The sequence below is a fragment of the Niabella terrae genome (assembly GCF_054783135.1).
In genome coordinates this window covers 225,791-239,073 of record NZ_BAAGRD010000012.1, presented here as the reverse complement: position 1 = coordinate 239,073, position 13,283 = coordinate 225,791, and the positions used below count along the sequence as shown (strand labels likewise).

General features: G+C 48.3%; 13 protein-coding genes. 9 read left to right on the top strand and 4 right to left on the bottom strand.

Features of this window, described 5'->3' with window-relative positions; genetic code table 11:
* Positions 1–5: 5 nt before the first annotated feature.
* The 3 genes from ACYVI9_RS13990 (at position 6) to trhO (ending at position 4,026) form a co-directional block, all read left to right on the top strand.
* A complete protein-coding gene (locus ACYVI9_RS13990; RefSeq protein WP_460765436.1) occupies positions 6–2,456 on the top strand; it encodes a penicillin acylase family protein in 2,451 nt (816 codons plus the stop codon).
* A gap of 78 nt (positions 2,457–2,534) precedes the next feature.
* Positions 2,535–2,882: a hypothetical protein gene (locus ACYVI9_RS13985; RefSeq protein WP_460765434.1), complete on the top strand. Its 348-nt coding sequence runs from the start codon at positions 2,535–2,537 to the stop codon at positions 2,880–2,882.
* Positions 2,883–2,982: 100 nt separating this feature from the next.
* Positions 2,983–4,026 carry an oxygen-dependent tRNA uridine(34) hydroxylase TrhO gene (trhO, locus tag ACYVI9_RS13980; RefSeq protein WP_460765432.1) on the top strand — a complete coding sequence of 348 codons (1,044 nt, stop codon included), beginning with the start codon at positions 2,983–2,985 and terminating at the stop codon, positions 4,024–4,026.
* Positions 4,027–4,349: 323 nt separating this feature from the next.
* Here the strand turns inward: trhO and ACYVI9_RS13975 are convergent, their stop codons facing one another.
* Positions 4,350–4,766 (bottom strand): nucleoside-diphosphate kinase, encoded by a 417-nt coding sequence (locus ACYVI9_RS13975; RefSeq protein WP_460765430.1) that lies wholly within the window; start codon positions 4,764–4,766, stop codon positions 4,350–4,352.
* Positions 4,767–4,851: 85 nt separating this feature from the next.
* Between ACYVI9_RS13975 and ACYVI9_RS13970 the strand changes: the two genes are divergently transcribed.
* The 3 genes from ACYVI9_RS13970 (at position 4,852) to ACYVI9_RS13960 (ending at position 8,035) form a co-directional block, all read left to right on the top strand.
* Positions 4,852–5,865, top strand: a complete 1,014-nt coding sequence (locus tag ACYVI9_RS13970; RefSeq protein WP_460765428.1) for a DHH family phosphoesterase — start codon at positions 4,852–4,854, stop codon at positions 5,863–5,865.
* Between the two features lie 151 nt (positions 5,866–6,016).
* Entirely contained in the window at positions 6,017–6,979 is a 963-nt protein-coding gene (locus ACYVI9_RS13965; RefSeq protein WP_460765426.1) for an FKBP-type peptidyl-prolyl cis-trans isomerase, read from the top strand.
* A gap of 27 nt (positions 6,980–7,006) precedes the next feature.
* Positions 7,007–8,035 carry an FKBP-type peptidyl-prolyl cis-trans isomerase gene (locus ACYVI9_RS13960; protein WP_460765425.1) on the top strand — a complete coding sequence of 343 codons (1,029 nt, stop codon included), beginning with the start codon at positions 7,007–7,009 and terminating at the stop codon, positions 8,033–8,035.
* A 34-nt stretch (positions 8,036–8,069) separates the two neighbouring features.
* On the opposite strand, the gene folP is transcribed toward ACYVI9_RS13960, so the two are convergent.
* Entirely contained in the window at positions 8,070–8,927 is an 858-nt protein-coding gene (gene folP / locus ACYVI9_RS13955; RefSeq protein WP_460765423.1) for a dihydropteroate synthase, read from the bottom strand.
* A 124-nt stretch (positions 8,928–9,051) separates the two neighbouring features.
* Between folP and ACYVI9_RS13950 the strand changes: the two genes are divergently transcribed.
* From ACYVI9_RS13950 to ACYVI9_RS13940, 3 genes are read left to right on the top strand one after another with little or no spacing between them, the layout of a single operon-like run.
* Complete coding sequence (locus tag ACYVI9_RS13950) at positions 9,052–9,597, top strand: DUF1599 domain-containing protein (RefSeq protein WP_460765421.1); 546 nt, start codon at positions 9,052–9,054, stop codon at positions 9,595–9,597.
* An 8-nt stretch (positions 9,598–9,605) separates the two neighbouring features.
* Positions 9,606–10,712: a BT_3928 family protein gene (locus ACYVI9_RS13945; protein ID WP_460765419.1), complete on the top strand. Its 1,107-nt coding sequence runs from the start codon at positions 9,606–9,608 to the stop codon at positions 10,710–10,712.
* A 41-nt stretch (positions 10,713–10,753) separates the two neighbouring features.
* Entirely contained in the window at positions 10,754–11,800 is a 1,047-nt protein-coding gene (locus ACYVI9_RS13940) for an ABC transporter permease (protein WP_460765417.1), read from the top strand.
* 25 nt (positions 11,801–11,825) lie between these two features.
* On the opposite strand, the gene ACYVI9_RS13935 is transcribed toward ACYVI9_RS13940, so the two are convergent.
* Complete coding sequence (locus ACYVI9_RS13935; RefSeq protein ID WP_460765415.1) at positions 11,826–12,107, bottom strand: DciA family protein; 282 nt, start codon at positions 12,105–12,107, stop codon at positions 11,826–11,828.
* 1 nt (position 12,108) lies between these two features.
* Positions 12,109–13,194: a DNA replication/repair protein RecF gene (gene recF / locus ACYVI9_RS13930; RefSeq protein WP_460765413.1), complete on the bottom strand. Its 1,086-nt coding sequence runs from the start codon at positions 13,192–13,194 to the stop codon at positions 12,109–12,111.
* Between the last annotated feature and the right edge of the window lie 89 nt (positions 13,195–13,283).

Here is a 13,283-nt window from a genome sequence, read left to right as displayed (position 1 = left end):
TCGCTATGAGAGTGCTACCATTCTGTTTGTCTGCGATCATTACATTGCTGTTGGTCGCCGTCCTTAACGGTCCGATCGGCAGTAAGATTCCCATGCCCTTGGGTAGTTTTCTAAGCCCCCAGACCGGCTTCTGGCAGAATGCCGAAGACACAGCAGCGGATTTTAGTCAGCAATTACTGATACCGGTTCTGAAGAATCAGGTAAAAGTATACCTGGATGAGCGTCTGGTACCACATGTATTTGCGGAATCTGATGAAGACCTGTATTTTGTTCAGGGATACCTGCATGCCAGATTCAGGTTGTTTCAGATGGACATCCAGACCAGGGCTGCGGAAGGCAGGGCAAGTGAAGTGGCGGGTCCGATGGCCATTGCTTACGATAAGGAACAACGCCGGCTCGGGATGAAGTTTGCCGCAGAAAATACACTTGCTGAAATTGAAAAGAACCCGGCGGCACTCCACTTGTATTCAGCTTATACCAAAGGCGTGAATGCCTATATCCAAACCCTGACCCGCAGTCAGTTGCCGCTGGAATACAAGCTTCTGAATTTTGAACCCGAATTATGGACCAATCTTAAAACCTGCCTCTTATTAAAGATGATGGCCCGGATGCTCTCTTCCGGAACAGAACATGATCTGGCCTATAGCAATCTTAAATCCATACTACGGCCGGATCAGCTGGATATACTGTATCCCCAGGTTCCGGATTCTCTGTACCCCATTATTCCGGAAGGAACCATTTTTGCCCGGCCTGCACAACGGGCACAGCCGCCGCAAGGCGCCGATACGGCTTATTTCAATTATTCGGATTCCAGAATTACAGCGGCTTCCGGGTATCGGGAGGATCCATCCAATGGCAGCAATAACTGGGTGGTTGCAGGTGCTAAAACCGCCAGTGGATTTCCGATTCTGTGCAACGATCCACATCTGGAATTATCACTGCCTTCCATTTGGTATGAAATGCAACTCAGCACCCCCCGGTCCAGCTGTTATGGCGTAACGATACCAGGCAGCCCCTTTGTGATTATTGGTTTCAATCGTGATATTGCCTGGGGGGTTACCAATGCCCAGCGGGATGTCAAAGACTATTACCGGATCCGTTTTCGCGACAGCAGTCGTAGCGCGTATTGGTTTGATGGAGCTTACAGGCCCGCCCAGCAACGGATTGAACGGATCGAGGTCAAGGGAGGTGATCCCGTATTGGATACTGTATCCTATACCGTGTTTGGTCCGGTGATGTATGATCAGGCTTTTGAAGATACGGTCAATCACCAGACCGCATTGGCAGTAAAATGGGTGGCGCACCATACGGGTGATGACGGCTATACTTTCTATAAACTGAACCAGGCTAAAAATTATAACGACTACCTGACTGCTATTAAAACTTTTGAGTGTCCGGGTCAGAACTTTGTATTTGCCAGCCGAAACGGTGATATTGCGATCTGGCAACAGGGCTTGTTTCCCGACCGCTGGAAAGACCAGGGCCTGTATGTGATGCCCGGAGAGGACAGCAGTTATCTATGGCAGGGATTTATTCCCCAGGAAGAAAACCCGCATGCCCTCAATCCCAACCGTAATTTCCTGGAAAGCGCCAACCAGCGGCCGGCAGACGCGAGTTACCCGTATTTTATTCCCGGTACCTATATCACACCCCGGGCTACAGCAATCGAAGGTTTTCTTTCCCGCATGAACAGCATCACGGTGCAGGACATGATGACCCTGCAAAACAATTACTTTAACCCTCTGGCCAGGGATATGCTGTCGGTATTGTTGCCTCATACGAAGCGTTCCGAACTATCAACGGCTGCGCGTAAATATTATGATATTATTTCCGGTTGGGATTTTAATGCGGATCCTGCTTCAAACGGACAAACGGTTTACCAGCTCTGGACCGATAGTTTGCAGCGCAATATCTGGTGGGATGATTTGAACCCTGCCGGACCGACGACGCCGCTGCCGAATGAGCAGACACTCATGGAACTCCTTAAAAGAGACAGCACTGCTTCCGGTTTTATGGATGACAGGCGGACACCTGAAACTGAAACTTTATCAGAAATCGTCACCCTGTCGCTGAATCAGGCTGCGACGGCGCTGGATGGGTTTGACCAGCAGGGACACCTGGAATGGTCCAAGCTGAAGGACGTTACGGTATACCATATCCTGAAATCCTTATTGCCTTTCGCCCGACAGGGACTACCCGTGGGTGGTTCCGGCAATGTCATTAATGCCGTTAAAAAAAGCCATGGTCCCAGCTGGCGCATGATTGTTCAGGTCGCTGGTGAGCCGGAAGCTTATGGCGTTTATCCGGGAGGACAGAACGGTAACGCAGGCAGTCGGTTTTATGACAGTGGTGTGGACAACTGGGCAGCGGGTAAGTACTACAAACTCTGGATGATGAAAAAGGAGCAGGCAACGGACCCACGTGTGAAATGGCGGATGGATTTTATCCCTGACTGATTAAGGGCCGATAAGCGATGACAATGGCAGGTAAACCCGTGCCTGGCCCCAAATTTTTAAGCATTTAAATTAAAAACGATGCGGTTTTTTATTGCAATTATAGTTACCGGCCTGCTGGCGCTTGTTTCCGGCCTGATATTTCCCTGGTGGAGCATCGCTGTCGTGGCCTTTATCGTTTCATTGCTTATTCCGCAGTCTTCCCGCACTGCTTTTGTTTCCGGCTTTCTGGGCATCTTTCTCTTATGGCTGCTGTTGGCAGCACTCATCAATGCTTCCAATGCCGGACTGCTGGCAGGCCGGGTGGGTCAATTGCTGGGTATAGGTGAAAATCCGGTTTTGCTGGTGCTTGTGACTGCCCTTGTAGGTGGCCTGGTAGGGGGGATGGCCTCCCTCACAGCCAGCTATTTAAAAATTAGAAATCGCTGAGTTTTAACTATATTTGCCACATGAAATTTGGTGCAGCCTGCAACTGCCCTATTAGTTCAGTTAATTGCCATGCTGGTGCATGGTTCAAATTTCAGGTTTTATGGCATTACACAACCGGGTCTCCCGAAAGGAGCTCAAAGAACGTATTTTAAAAGATCACACCCCTCGTACAACCATTTCTTTTTATGCATACTTCTGCATTGAAGATCCCGATGGTTTTCGAAATGATTTGTACCGCAGGTTCCATGCATTGGGGGTGCTCGGCAGAATTTATGTAGCAGGTGAGGGCATCAATGCCCAGATCAGTGTACCGTCAGAAAACCTTGAAGCCTTTAAATCAGCATTGTACACCGCAAATAAAGCCCTGGACCAGTTACGCCTGAACCTTGCTGTGGATGATGGAAAGTCTTTTTATGTACTGGACGTGAAAGTGCGGCCAAAAATTGTGGCAGACGGCATTACGGACCCTCATTTTGATATGGGCCGAAAAGGTAAATATGCCGATGCCCGGACCTTTAACCAGATGGCAGCCGATCCGGATACTATTATTGTGGATATGCGCAATCATTATGAATACGAGGTCGGACATTTTGAAAATGCGCTGGAAGTGCCCAGTGATACGTTCCGGGAACAATTGCCTATGGCAGTAGAAATGCTGGCGGATCAGAAAGATAAGAATATCATTATGTATTGTACCGGTGGTATTCGCTGTGAAAAAGCTTCCGCTTATATGCTGCACAAAGGTTTTAGGAATGTATTTCACCTGGAAGGCGGTATCATCAATTATGTCAACCAGGTGAAGCAACAGAACTTAGAAAATAAATTTCATGGCAAGAATTTTGTATTTGACCAAAGGCTGGGAGAGCGTGTAACCCAGGAAATCATCGCCAAATGCCATCAATGCGGTAAACCGGCGGATACGCATGTGAATTGTGTCAATGATGCCTGTCATCTTTTGTTCATTCAATGTGAATCCTGTGCCGCAGCTTACGATGGTTGTTGCAGTCCCGAATGCCGGGATTTTATCCATCTTCCTGAAAATGAACAGAAATTGAAGCGTAAAGGAGTTGATTTGGGAAGAAATGTTTTTAATAAATCAAAGTCTCGGGTCAGGGACTTAACGACACGCAACGGGAATTCATAGAAAATTAACCTCCGGCTGTTACTTTTTACCGTTCCTTTGCGTCCTATTCACAGTAAACCCTATCCATCTATGAATAAACTTTTAATGATGATTATAGTCTTGGCACTAGTAATCACGCCCGCAGCATTATTTATTGTTGATAACCAGGATGTTACTTCAATAAATGCGCACAAGCCCGACCGTCATGAACGCATGAATCATGATCGGTTCGTCTGGACAAATATGAATTGGTAACCTTACCGGATTCCCGGTCAGGCTTTACGTTAATGAACAAAAAAACCGGCTAATGCCGGTTTTAATCGTATCAGGAAGCTGATGATCAGCTATACCCGCTCAAATTTATTAAAGAAGAAATCACCTTCGATTACCGCATTCTCATCGCTGTCACTTCCGTGAACGGCATTTTCTTCAATCGAATTGGCGAATTCCTTGCGAATCGTCCCGGCTGCTGCCTGTTCGGGATTGGTAGCGCCGATTAATTCTCTGAAAGCCGCCACAGCATTTTCTTTTTCCAGGATCGCCGCAATAATTGGCCCCCGGCTCATAAATGCTACCAGGTCCTTATAAAACGGCCGTTCTTTGTGTACTTCATAAAAAGCACCTGCCTGTTCGGGCGAAAGTTTTGTTAATTTGAGGGCCACCAGTTTAAAGCCAGCTTTGGTAATCCGGTCGATAATGGCGCCGGCGTGACCACCGGCCATGGCGTCCGGTTTAATCATGGTAAATGTGCGATTGCTCATATTCTTATTATGTTTTTTGGCCCGCAAAGGTACAAAAACAGAATATTTAAATAAGCTTAATTTACCTATTTTTGCGCCGCATATCATGGAACCGATAGCCGAATTGTACCCCATATTAGCCGAACCACATAAAATCGTGGTTACCATGCATCAAAAGCCGGACGCTGATGCTATGGGGTCTGCTTTGGGGTTATTTCATTATCTCAAACTAAAGGGGCATCAGGTTACCGTGATTTCACCTACGAACTGGGCTTCCTGGCTCGGCTGGATGCCCGGAGCGGACGGGGTACTGAATTATGAGAAACAACAGGAGAAAGCGGACCAGTTACTGGAGGAAGCTTCCCTGCTGTTCTGTCTGGATTTCAATATCTTCCACCGGACCAAGACGATGGCAGAGAAGCTGGCGGCCATCGGATGCATCAAAGTACTGATCGACCACCACCAGCAACCCGATACAGCCAGTTTCCATTTCGGCATCAGCGATAATACACAGAGCTCCACCAGTGAAATGGTATACCATTTTATCAAGGGTAGTCCGCTGTCAGTTGCATCGGTGATCAATGAAGATATCGCCCGTTGTCTCTATGCGGGCGTAATAGCAGATACGGGATCCTTCCGGTTTTCGGCCACCCACAGTTCTACGCATTTAATGGTGGCTGACCTGATGTCGACGGGATTTAATCATGCAAGAGTACACAGCCAGCTCTACGATAATTTTTTAGAGAATCGCTTGCGTTTTATCGGTCATATTCTCAGTAACAGACTGGAGTTTTTCTATGAATATAATACAGCGCTGATTGTTATTCCCAAGTTTGATCTGATTAAATATGAGATTAAGACAGGAGATACTGAAGGACTGGTCAATTATCCGCTTTCCGTGCAGGGCATCAAACTGGCCGCACTGGTGATAGATCGGGAGGAAGAAAGAAAATGGAGTTTCAGAAGTAAGGAAACTTTCGATTGCAATAGTTTTGCCCGGGCTTATTTTAACGGTGGCGGCCATTACAACGCAGCCGGAGGCAGCTCCAAGGAGAGTTTGAGGGATACAATAGAGATGTTTAAACAGGCCATCCGGGATAACGAAACGCAATTACGGTAAGCAACCGGAAGTCAGGCGCCTGACAACAAATAATTAAATTTTAACAGATAAAGAACAAACAGATGAACCCGTCATAAGAATGTAGCCAATAGGGATACATGATTTTACGAGGCCTATTATATCTGACCATTAAAACAATAAAAAAAAACAGATGAAACGTTTACCCATTTTGAGTGTAGTAGTGGTTGCGATTTTCGCATTTACTGCTTGTAAAAACAATGCCGGATTTGAGAAGACGAAAAGCGGATTGGAGTATAAAATTGTCGAAGGCCCCGGCGACCGGAAAGATACCGTGAAAAATGGCGAGGTCCTGAGGGTTCAGTTTACGCACAGAATTACCGGTGAAGGCAAGGATACTTTGCTGCAGTCAACTTATGAGACATCGCCGATGGTCATTCCCATTGAAGAAGTACCTGACGGTCAGGGAGACTATACCCCGGTAGAACTGTTCAGCAAACTGCGTAATGGTGACAGCCTGGTAGTCAGAATGCTGGTAGATTCCATGATCATGAAAGGCATGATCAGTCCGGCGCAATTCCCGCCCTTTATCAAACGTGGCGATGCTTTCGTTTATACTTTTAAAGTGCTGGGCGTATATCCCAATGAAGCGGCCGCTAATGATGCCAGTCGTAAGGAAGAAATCGCCGTGCTGGAAAAATCAGGCGAAAAAGCAAAGCAGGATAAAGAAGTACAGGATTATATCGATGCCAAAGGTTTAACTACTGTTAAATCCCCACTGGGTGTTTCCGTAAAAATTGATGAGCCCGGAACCGGCGCTCCCGCTGTCGATGGTAAATTCCTGAAAGTAAAATATACCGGTAAGATTCTGGGTACCGACTCCACATTTGATTCAGGAGAACTGCCCCTGGAATTAGGAAAAGGCGGTTCTATCCCCGGTTTTGAAGATGGCCTGCGTCAGTTCAAACAGGGTGGTAAGGGTACCATTTTTATTCCCGGTTACCTGGCTTATGGTAAGGACACGATGAGAGGATTCAAAGCCTATCAGCCAATGTACTTCAACGTGGAAATTACCGAAGTACTGGATTCCATGCCGCCTCAGCCGCAGATGCCGATGGCCATGCCTAACGGTGGTCAAATGCCTCCGCAGCAATAATACCAAAGACCAAACTGAATTTTAAACATGATGCGATTTCAATTTCCTCTGGCCGTACTGGTACTGGGTCTGATGGTTACAGCCTGTAACAATCTGGATTACCAGACAACTGCCAGCGGCATGAAGTATAAGATTTTTGACGGGGGAAGTACCGATAGTACCCGGCCGGGAAACTGGTTAAAAGCCAATATCCGGCAGACGCTCCGGAGTGATAAGGACACGATTTTGGGCGAGACTTACGGTAGAATGCCGGCATTTATCCGCATTCAGGATTTGCCTGCCACCACACCGGGACAGGGTAAATATGGTCCTGAAGTCTTATTCGGACAGTTGAAAAAAGGCGACAGCCTGGTCGCCATCATGTTTGTGGATTCATTAATTAATAAGGGTATCGTTCAGCCCGCGGCACTGCCAGCTTATGTCAAAAAAGGGGGCAAACTGATCCTGACCATCAAGGTTATGGAAGTATTCAAATCTGACAGCCTGGCCAATATTGACCGGCAAAAAGAGCAGGAAAAAGATGCCCCCAGAGCCCGGAAGGAACAGGAAGAACAGATGAAGAAGATGAAGGCCGAGCAGGAAGCGGCGGCCCAATCGGAAATCGCGTCCCTGGAAAAATCCGGAGAAAAAGACCGGCAGATCGGGGAAGTGAAAAAGGAACTGGAGGCCAGGAATATTAAGGCGATACAGACCCCCATGGGTACGTTGGTGAAAATCGACGATCCGGGAACCGGCCCCCAGGTAGCTGATGGAAAGTATGTAACGGTAAAGTATGATGGTCGCCACCTGCGTACGGACAGCAGTTTCGATGCCAATCAGTTTACCATTCAACTGGGCGTACAGCCGATGATCCGCGGATTCGAGGATGGATTACGCCAGTTCAAAAAGGGCGGCAGGGGTACGATTTATATACCCGGATACCTGGCCTATGGCAAGGAAGGCAATGGTGGAAACTTTCAGCCTTATGAACCGCTGTATTTTGAAGTGGAAATTATCAACCTCAGTGATACGGATCCTGCTGCCCAACCGGCGGCGCCCCATCCACCGCAGCCCTAAGCTGCATTCGATAAACGATTTACAGATAGCCACTTCAGTTAATGGAGTGGCTATCATTTTTAACGGCATCCTTCATTGCCTGAAGGAGCCGGACGGCTTCCCGGGCGGCCTGAACGTCGTGAACCCTCAGGATATCGGCGCCTTTGAGCAGACCGACGGTATTCAACACAGTCGTTCCGTTCAGGGCATGGTCTGCGTCAGTTTCCAGTGTTTTGTAAATGGTGGATTTTCGGCTGATACCGAGCAGGACCGGCGCACCCAGCAACCGGAACTGTTCCAGTTGCCGGAGTAGTTGAAAGTTATGGTTGATCGTTTTACCAAACCCAAATCCCGGATCTATAATCAGGTCTTTGATGCCGAGGGCGCGCAATCCGGCCATCCGGGCAGTCAGAAAATCCAGTACTTCCGCTGTGACATTCTGATAACGGGCCTGTTGCTGCATATTGTCGGGACGGCCCTGCATATGCATCAGCACATACGGCACTTCCAGCCGGGCCACTGCAGGTAGTAATTCCGGATCCAGGCTGCCGGCACTGATATCATTGACCAGGCAGGCGCCCGCACTTACGGCAGCGGTGGCTACTTTTCCGTAATAAGTGTCAATGGAAATAAAAGCCTGGGGGAAGTTTGCAGTCAGTAGTTCGACGACAGGCAGGACGCGGTCGATCTCCTCGTTTGCCGAGACCGGTTGACTGCCGGGGCGGGTACTCTGACCACCGATGTCCAGCAGGGTAGCGCCCTGCTCCAGCATGGCAGCCGCCACTTCCACCGATGCCCGCGCATCGGTGAACCGGCTGCCTTTATAAAAGGAATCGGCATTGATATTGAGGACGCCCATTATAAGTGGTTGGTTAATTGTTAGTAATCTTCCACGACAATTCAGGGTAAACATCAGTGTTTGTTTGTTATTTTTGTTTGAAGCACCGGTTTTTCGGTGCTCAAAAATCCGGAAAGGATAAAGATAATCAAAAGGCGTCACCGGCAGCGGGCCGGGCCTGCCGTAATGGAAGTGGTATATGGTAAAAACGAACAAGCAGTATGACGAAGTAATTGCGTCCTGCAAAACGATCTTTCTGAAAAAAAATAAGGATTATGGTACCGCCTGGCGGGTCTTGCGTACCATTTCTGTTGTCGATCAGATTTATATCAAAACCCTCAGAATACGCACCCTGCAGGAAAAGCAGCAGCAAATGATTGATGATGATATTCCGGGTGAATTTATCGGCATCATCAATTATGCCATTATCGGCCTGATCCAGCTGGCTTTGCCGGAAGGCAGTCCGGAGGAATTGCCCGTTACAAAAGTGGAAGCTTTATACGATGAGTACAGCGCCGCTGCCCGGGCACTGATGCAGCAGAAAAACCATGATTATGGTGAAGCCTGGCGTCAGATGAGCCAGGCGTCTTTTACGGACCTGATCCTTATGAAATTGTTCCGGGTCAGGCAAATCCTTCAGAACGACGGGAAAACCCTGATCAGTGAAGGTATTGATGCCAATTATAATGATATCATTAATTATGCAGTATTCGCGCTGATACTACAGGGAGAAGCTGCAGCATAAATCACCACATGAAAGTACTGGTAACAATCGTCCGGGTGCTGGTGGGGCTCCTGTTTATATTTTCGGGACTGGTAAAAGCCAATGATCCGCTGGGGCTGAGTTATAAGATGCAGGAATTTTTCCTGGTCTGGCAGATGGGCTGGCTCGACGGGCTGGCGCTGGGTTTGTCGATTTTGATGATTGCTTTTGAGATCATCGCCGGCATCGCGCTGTTGCTCGGCTGGAAGCCAAGGCTGATCAGCTGGTTGCTGCTTCTGCTGATTATCTTCTTTACTTTTTTAACCGGTTATGCCTATTTGTCCGGCAAGTTTAAGAATTGCGGTTGTTTCGGGGATTGCATACCGATCACTGCGGGAGGATCCTTCCTTAAAGACCTGCTCCTGCTGGTCCTGATCGTTTTTCTGTTTTTCAACCGCCGTCATATCCGGCCCCTGTTGAAGAAAAAAGCGACGCAACTGCTTATGGCCTTTGCGGTGGTGCTGGCACTGGGATTACAATGGTATACCCTGCATTACCTGCCATTGGCGGATTGTCTGCCTTTCCGGGAAGGAAACAATATCAGCCAGCAAATGGAAATTCCTGCCGATGCGGTACCGGATTCTACGGTCATCCGGTTTGTATATGAAAAACAGGGCAAGCGGGTCAGTTTCGATGCCAGTTCCTTTCCGGATGATTTTAACGATAGTATCTATACTTTCATAGAACGAGATGATCAGATCATCCGCAAAGGCCGTAATAATGAACCGCCAATTAAAACATTCGGCCTCCTGACTGCCGAAGGCAGGGACCTGGCGCCGGAAATTCTCCAGGCCTCTGAAGTGCTGTTGCTTTTTGCCGAGAACGCCAGCCGTTCCACTGACCAGTGGGCCGAAGGATTTGCACAGGTGGCCGGTCAGGCTGCCGGTCAGGGTATTCCGGTTTATATTGTCACCAGCAGTGTGGACCAGCTCCGGGCCGCCATAGCGGCGACGCCCTTTAAGGATATAGAGATTCTGGGGGCAGATAATACCATGATCCGTACCGCGGCACGAACCAACCCGGCCTTATTGCTGCTCCGAAAAGGTACAATTGTGCATAAATGGAGTTATAAAAGTTTTGGACATGTCCGGCTCTGAGGATCAGAGCACCGGGTTGACCAAGCTGAAAAAAACTAAGGATGATACAGTATCTGCTTCGAAAAATAGGGTATAGCCTGCTGGTGATGGCGGGTGTGGTGGTGCTGGTATTTTTACTGTTCCAGGGTTTTGGCGATCCTACCCGGCTGGTAATGGGACAGACCGGTGATCTGAAAACCCAGGAGAATATCCGAAAGGAACTCTACCTCGATCAGCCGAAATTCAAGCAGTTTCTGCTCTATGTCAATGATGTGTCACCCCTGTCTTTTTACAGCCAGCAGGAAATCGAGAAGAAAGAACTGAAAGGCATCTTTATCGGCGGCCAGCATAAATTCGTCATTAAGTTTCCTTACCTGCGCCGTTCTTATCAGAGCCGGCGGGAAGTGGGCAGCATTCTGATGCAGGCCCTGCCGGGGACTATTATGCTGGCGGTAGCCGCCATGGCGATCGCGGTGGTGATCGGTATTCCGTTGGGGGTACTGGCAGCGGTCAAACAGAATACCTGGATGGACACGAGCGCAATTTTCGGTAGCATTATCGGGATTTCAGCGCCTTCCTTTTTTATGGGCATTATCATCGCCTATGTGTTTGGTTTTGTGCTGACCCAATACACCGGCCTGCAATTGAGTGGCAACTGGTTTGATATAGATCCCGTCACCGGCAAACGGATGCTGACGTTGAAAAACCTGATATTACCAGCTGTTACCCTGGGTATCCGGCCCCTGGCGATAATTACCCAACTGACCCGCAGTGCCATGCTCGATGTAATGGATCAGGATTATATCCGCACTGCCTATGCCAAAGGACTTTCTAAAAGAATGGTCATCTGGAAACATGCCCTGAAAAACGCCCTGAACCCGGTCATTACGGCGATTACGGGATGGTTTGCCGAACTGCTGGCCGGTTCGTTTTTTGTCGAATATATTTTCGGCTGGCAGGGGATCGGGAAAGTAACCGTGGATGCACTCGAAAAGCTGGACTATCCGGTCGTTATGGGGTCTGTACTCGTAGCGGCAGCCTTCTTTGTACTAATGAATATCATAACAGATTTTCTTTATGGCCTTTTTGATCCCCGGGTTCGTAAATAGATGTCCCAGGCGGTCATCTGTTGGATTATTTGATGATAATTTCTTTAATGACCCGGCTGCCCAGGGATTCGTTTACCCTTTCAATGATTTTATCCCGTTGGTATAACAGTTCGTTTTTTAATGGCGCCACTGAAGTGTAGATATACAGGCTGCTACCCACGATTTGCAGTTTATCTGTATAACGGGCAATGGTCTTGCCCATGATCTGTTCCCAGACAGCATCAATCTCCATCGCCTGCATATCCCCCTTGAGGCGGCTTTTATCCAGAAAAGCCTTTAGTGCATCACCCATAGAATATTCTGCCATGTCACAAAGATATTAAATGAAAGGCAGCTTTAATGGCCTTCAGTTGTTGTTCCAGGCGATCCGCATTGGTGTCGGTTATAAATACCTGGCCGGAATTTTCGGTACAGACTTTCTGTAACAGATTACCGATGCGGGAAGCGTCCAGTTTTTCAAACACATCGTCCAGTAGCAGCAGGGGCGCCATTTTTTTCTCTTTAGTCAGCACTTCCAGTTCCGTAAGCTTTAGGGCGAATAACAGACTCTTGCGCTGTCCCTGGGAAGCCCGGCTTTTGAAAGGCTGGTCGCCGAGCTGAAAAATTATATCGTCCCGATGAATTCCGGTAGTGGTCCTTTGTAGTTGCTGATCTTTCATTCGCGTGGCTTCCAGCAGTTCACTGAAAGCGGTCTCGGAAAGGCGGCTTTCGTAAAGCAATGAGAGATCTTCCTCTTTCTCAGCGATTTCGGTATACAGGCGTTTGACCCGGGGCAGGAAACCTACCAGGAACCGACTCCGTTTTTCATGTAGCGTGTTGCCGGGTTGCAGTAATTGCTGGTCCAGCACCTGCAACAGCGCCGGATCCAGCCGACCGGACTCTGCAGCCGCTTTCAGAAATGAATTGCGCTGCAGTAATAATTTATTATACAGGATCAGCTCCTGAAGATAACTGCTATCCAGTTGACTGAGCAGGGCATCCAGAAAGTTTCTTCGCTCTTCAGAACCGCCGGTGATCAGTACGGCATCATCTGGTGCAATTACAACACAGGGATAGCGGCCGATATGTTGTGAAAATTTTTCGTAGGGCTCCTGATTGATCAAAAATTCTTTGCGATTGTTTTCCCGCAGGACGCAACTGGCGGTTTCGGACTGGCCGTTACGCGAGAGCTGGCCTTCTATGCGAAAGCCCCTGGAACCCTGCTGTACATTAACGGCATCGGATTTTGAAAAATAGCTCCTGGTGAAGCACAGATAATGGATCGCATCCAGAATATTGGTCTTGCCGACTCCGTTATTGCCGCAAATGCCCGTGATCTGCTCCGGAAACGAAAAGGCCCTGTTGGTATAATTCTTAAATTGCAACAGGGATAAGGAGTTCAGTTGTAATATCATGCGCTGCAAATTTATAGGTGCACCGGCGATCTATCCGCCCGTGAAAGGATTTCCCTTACGGAATCCTGAAACTGCGGAAAGATAATTAT

Coding starts and splice junctions, on each gene's coding strand:
- folP (WP_460765423.1), bottom strand. CDS start 8,927: ATGTTTACCCTGAATTGTCGTGGAAGATTACTAACAATTAACCAACCA.
- ACYVI9_RS13990 (WP_460765436.1), top strand. CDS start 6: ATGAGAGTGCTACCATTCTGTTTGTCTGCGATCATTACATTGCTGTTG.
- trhO (WP_460765432.1), top strand. CDS start 2,983: ATGGCATTACACAACCGGGTCTCCCGAAAGGAGCTCAAAGAACGTATT.
- ACYVI9_RS13970 (WP_460765428.1), top strand. CDS start 4,852: ATGGAACCGATAGCCGAATTGTACCCCATATTAGCCGAACCACATAAA.
- ACYVI9_RS13975 (WP_460765430.1), bottom strand. CDS start 4,766: ATGAGCAATCGCACATTTACCATGATTAAACCGGACGCCATGGCCGGT.
- ACYVI9_RS13935 (WP_460765415.1), bottom strand. CDS start 12,107: ATGGCAGAATATTCTATGGGTGATGCACTAAAGGCTTTTCTGGATAAA.
- ACYVI9_RS13985 (WP_460765434.1), top strand. CDS start 2,535: ATGCGGTTTTTTATTGCAATTATAGTTACCGGCCTGCTGGCGCTTGTT.
- recF (WP_460765413.1), bottom strand. CDS start 13,194: ATGATATTACAACTGAACTCCTTATCCCTGTTGCAATTTAAGAATTAT.
- ACYVI9_RS13965 (WP_460765426.1), top strand. CDS start 6,017: ATGAAACGTTTACCCATTTTGAGTGTAGTAGTGGTTGCGATTTTCGCA.
- ACYVI9_RS13960 (WP_460765425.1), top strand. CDS start 7,007: ATGATGCGATTTCAATTTCCTCTGGCCGTACTGGTACTGGGTCTGATG.
- ACYVI9_RS13945 (WP_460765419.1), top strand. CDS start 9,606: ATGAAAGTACTGGTAACAATCGTCCGGGTGCTGGTGGGGCTCCTGTTT.
- ACYVI9_RS13950 (WP_460765421.1), top strand. CDS start 9,052: ATGGTAAAAACGAACAAGCAGTATGACGAAGTAATTGCGTCCTGCAAA.
- ACYVI9_RS13940 (WP_460765417.1), top strand. CDS start 10,754: ATGATACAGTATCTGCTTCGAAAAATAGGGTATAGCCTGCTGGTGATG.